The organism is Motilibacter deserti (assembly GCF_011250635.1).
GTDB lineage: Bacteria > Actinomycetota > Actinomycetes > Motilibacterales > Motilibacteraceae > Motilibacter_A > Motilibacter_A deserti.
This window is the reverse complement of sequence record NZ_JAANNP010000181.1, coordinates 1-2,760: the sequence shown is the minus strand read 5'-3', so window position 1 is coordinate 2,760 and position 2,760 is coordinate 1. Positions and strand designations below refer to the sequence as shown.

The 2,760-nt window shown below is 72.0% G+C and carries 2 protein-coding genes; one reads left to right on the top strand and one right to left on the bottom strand.

The window, feature by feature from the left end:
- Positions 1–630, top strand: a 630-nt coding sequence (locus G9H71_RS22060) for an alpha/beta hydrolase fold domain-containing protein (RefSeq protein WP_166284911.1), incomplete at its 5' end; no start/stop codon positions are given.
- 238 nt (positions 631–868) lie between these two features.
- Here the strand turns inward: G9H71_RS22060 and G9H71_RS22055 are convergent.
- Positions 869–2,098, bottom strand: coding sequence for a DUF7482 domain-containing protein (locus tag G9H71_RS22055; RefSeq protein WP_166284910.1), 1,230 nt, complete (start codon positions 2,096–2,098; stop codon positions 869–871).
- Positions 2,099–2,760: the final 662 nt, after the last annotated feature.

Here is a 2,760-nt window from a genome sequence, read left to right as displayed (position 1 = left end):
GTGGTCTCGGTCGAGTACCGGCTCGCACCCGAGACCCCGCACCCGGGTCCCGTCGAGGACAGCTACGCCGGCTTGCGCTGGCTGTCAGAACACGCCGACGAGCTCGGCGTCGACCCACGGCGCGTCGTCCTCGCCGGGATGAGCGCTGGCGGCGGGCTCGCCGCTGGCGTCGCCCTCATGGCTCGCGACCGCGGGGGTCCGACGATCGCGGGACAGCTGCTCATGAGCCCCATGCTCGATGACCGCAACGACTCACCCTCCGCGCGTCAGATGCGCGGCCTCGGCATCTGGGACAGCCGCTCCAACGAGACCGGGTGGAGCGCACTCCTCGGCGAAGGCGTGCGCGGCGGCCCGGACGTGTCCCCGTACGCCGCGCCCGCCCGCGCCGCGGATCTGTCCGGCCTGCCGCCCACCTTCATCGACGTCGGCTCGGCCGAGACGTTCCGCGACGAGGACGTCGAATTCGCCAGCCGCCTGTGGCAGGCCGGCGGCCGCAGCGAGCTCCACGTCTGGCCCGGCGGCTTCCACGGGTTCGACGTCGTCGCGCCGGCCGCCGCGATCTCCAAGGGCGCGATCGCCGCCCGCGCTGCGTGGCTGCGGCGTCAGTTCCAGACGCTCGACCGGTCCTGACGCCGATCGGCGAGGCCGATCGTTCGCAAGTTTCTGCAAGCCGAGGCGCGTACCTCGGCGACGCCGCGTCCTGCACTTGCTCGCCGAGGCGCCACCAGTCCGGCGAAGGAGAGGGAGCATCCCTGATCCGTGGGTACTGGTGGACTCGACACGGCCATCGTCGAGCGTGACCCACCGGGACGTGCCGCTCGTGGAGCGTGCGACCGGTCGTCGGCCGCACGCTCCACAGGTCGACGGGTCAGGGGATCTCGGGCGGCTTCGGCGCCTGGGGCGCCGTCGGCGGGGTGTCCTCCCACCCGAGCGCCGGGCAGTTCACCACGGCGCGGTCGGACCGCAGCGTCGTGCCGCCGGGCGACGTGACCAGACCCTGAGTGGCGAGCTGGCGGATCACGTTGGCGTCCGACCGGGCGGTGTTGAGGCCTTGCGCCACGGCTGCCGGGCTCCAGACCCCGATGTGCACGTCCCAGTCGGGGGTGTAGAGGCTGCGCAGCGCGGGGTCGGCCAGCGTCGGGAAGACGTCGAGCACGTTGTGCGCGTCGCCGCCGGCGCGCAGCGCGGCCATGACGTCGGTGCTGCGGGCGTGCAGGTCCTTCGCGTTCAGGCCGTCCTTGATGACGTGGTCGAGCCCCTGCGCGGGCGGGCTGCCGATGCCGGTGCGCCCGTTCGCCAGGGCGAAGATCGCGGCGCTGGCCGTCGCCGGGTCGCGGTTGAGGTCGGGAGCAGGCGAGAGCCCGATGCCCGGGGTGAACGTCGAGCGCTCGATCGTCGCGGGCGCCCACGCCGAGGAGTCGAAGCTGAGGTAGAAGATGTCCTCCCCGTTGGAGAACGCACGGACGAACGACACGTCCGCCGTCATCGCCGTGGTGTCGATGCCGAGCAGGCGGTCGTGGGTGTCCGAGTGCGTGACGACGTCGAACGGGCCGTCCCCGGCCGCGACGATCGGGGCGTCGTAGACGATGTCGGTGCCGGCGATCCGGACGTACGGGCTGTAGCCCTTCATGGCGACCGAGCCGGGCTGCGCGAACGCCGGCGGGAAGCCGCCGTCGGGACCGGGCACCAGCATTCGCGCGGGGCTGAAGTCTGGCCTTCCCTGGAATTCGACGACCTCGTCACCGAGCGTCGCATCCGATGTCACGGTCTGCACGCACTCGGGGCATTCCGGTGTGATGAGGTTCTTCAGCCGGGGCGCGAAATTCAGCCCGAGCGAAGTCGCGAGGCCGGCGTCCGACACGTCCGTCACGACGTACCAGACCGACGTCCCGTTGACGGTCGCCCGGTGCAGGGGAAGGCGGGCGAAGTCGCGGTCGAGGTCCACCCCGAGCGTGCTCTTGATGGTCAGCCGATCGCTCGTCTTCACCGGGAGCGAAGCCGTGCCCACCGGGCCTGCGGCAGTGGCCTGTGGCGCGGCCGCGGCGGTCATGTCGAGCGCGGGTACGGCGGCCGCGGCCAGCGCGACGGTGCCGGCCATCGCCAGCAATACATTTCGCCGCTTCCGTGCAGGGTGAACGCCGGGTGAATTCATGACTCCTCCACGTGCTCTCATCGACGGTGCCTTCGGAATACCTCTTCCAAGCCCAGAACCGCCGCCCACTCGTCGGCACCTTTCGGAAGCCTTACGGCCTCGGCTGCAGGCATGCAGCGGTCAGGGGCCGCCGCCGCATCTACCGGGTGAGGACACGAGCATCGCCACGCGCAGCAGGCAGTGCCCGCGCCGCGATCACTGTGCCGCGATGCGCTGCGCGGCGGCGCTGCCGAAGAGCTTTCTCCCTGTCACCGTCGACGTTGTCCCCTCCCGGCCTCGCCGTCCTTCCCGGGTACACGTCGGTCCTTGCCTTTCACCAGGGCGTTCATCGGCGCTCACGGCCAGACGCCAGGCAGGCTCCGCGCTCGCCCGCACCGCGGCCTCGGCTCCGAAGCCGGCTTCAGCGCAGGTGCCCGTCGTCCCGTGCCGCAGCACGCCTTAGGGGTGACCCGCCTCGGGCCGAACGACCGCGCTCGCAGCGGTGCTCGGCCACAGACAGCTCGGCTTCCTCGGAGCACGGCGCCCGTCCGCTCGTGCCGCGGTCCGGGACGTCCTCCTCCGCCCTTGCGCCCCTGGTCGCCGGCGAGCTAGGGAGGCCGGCCGCTACC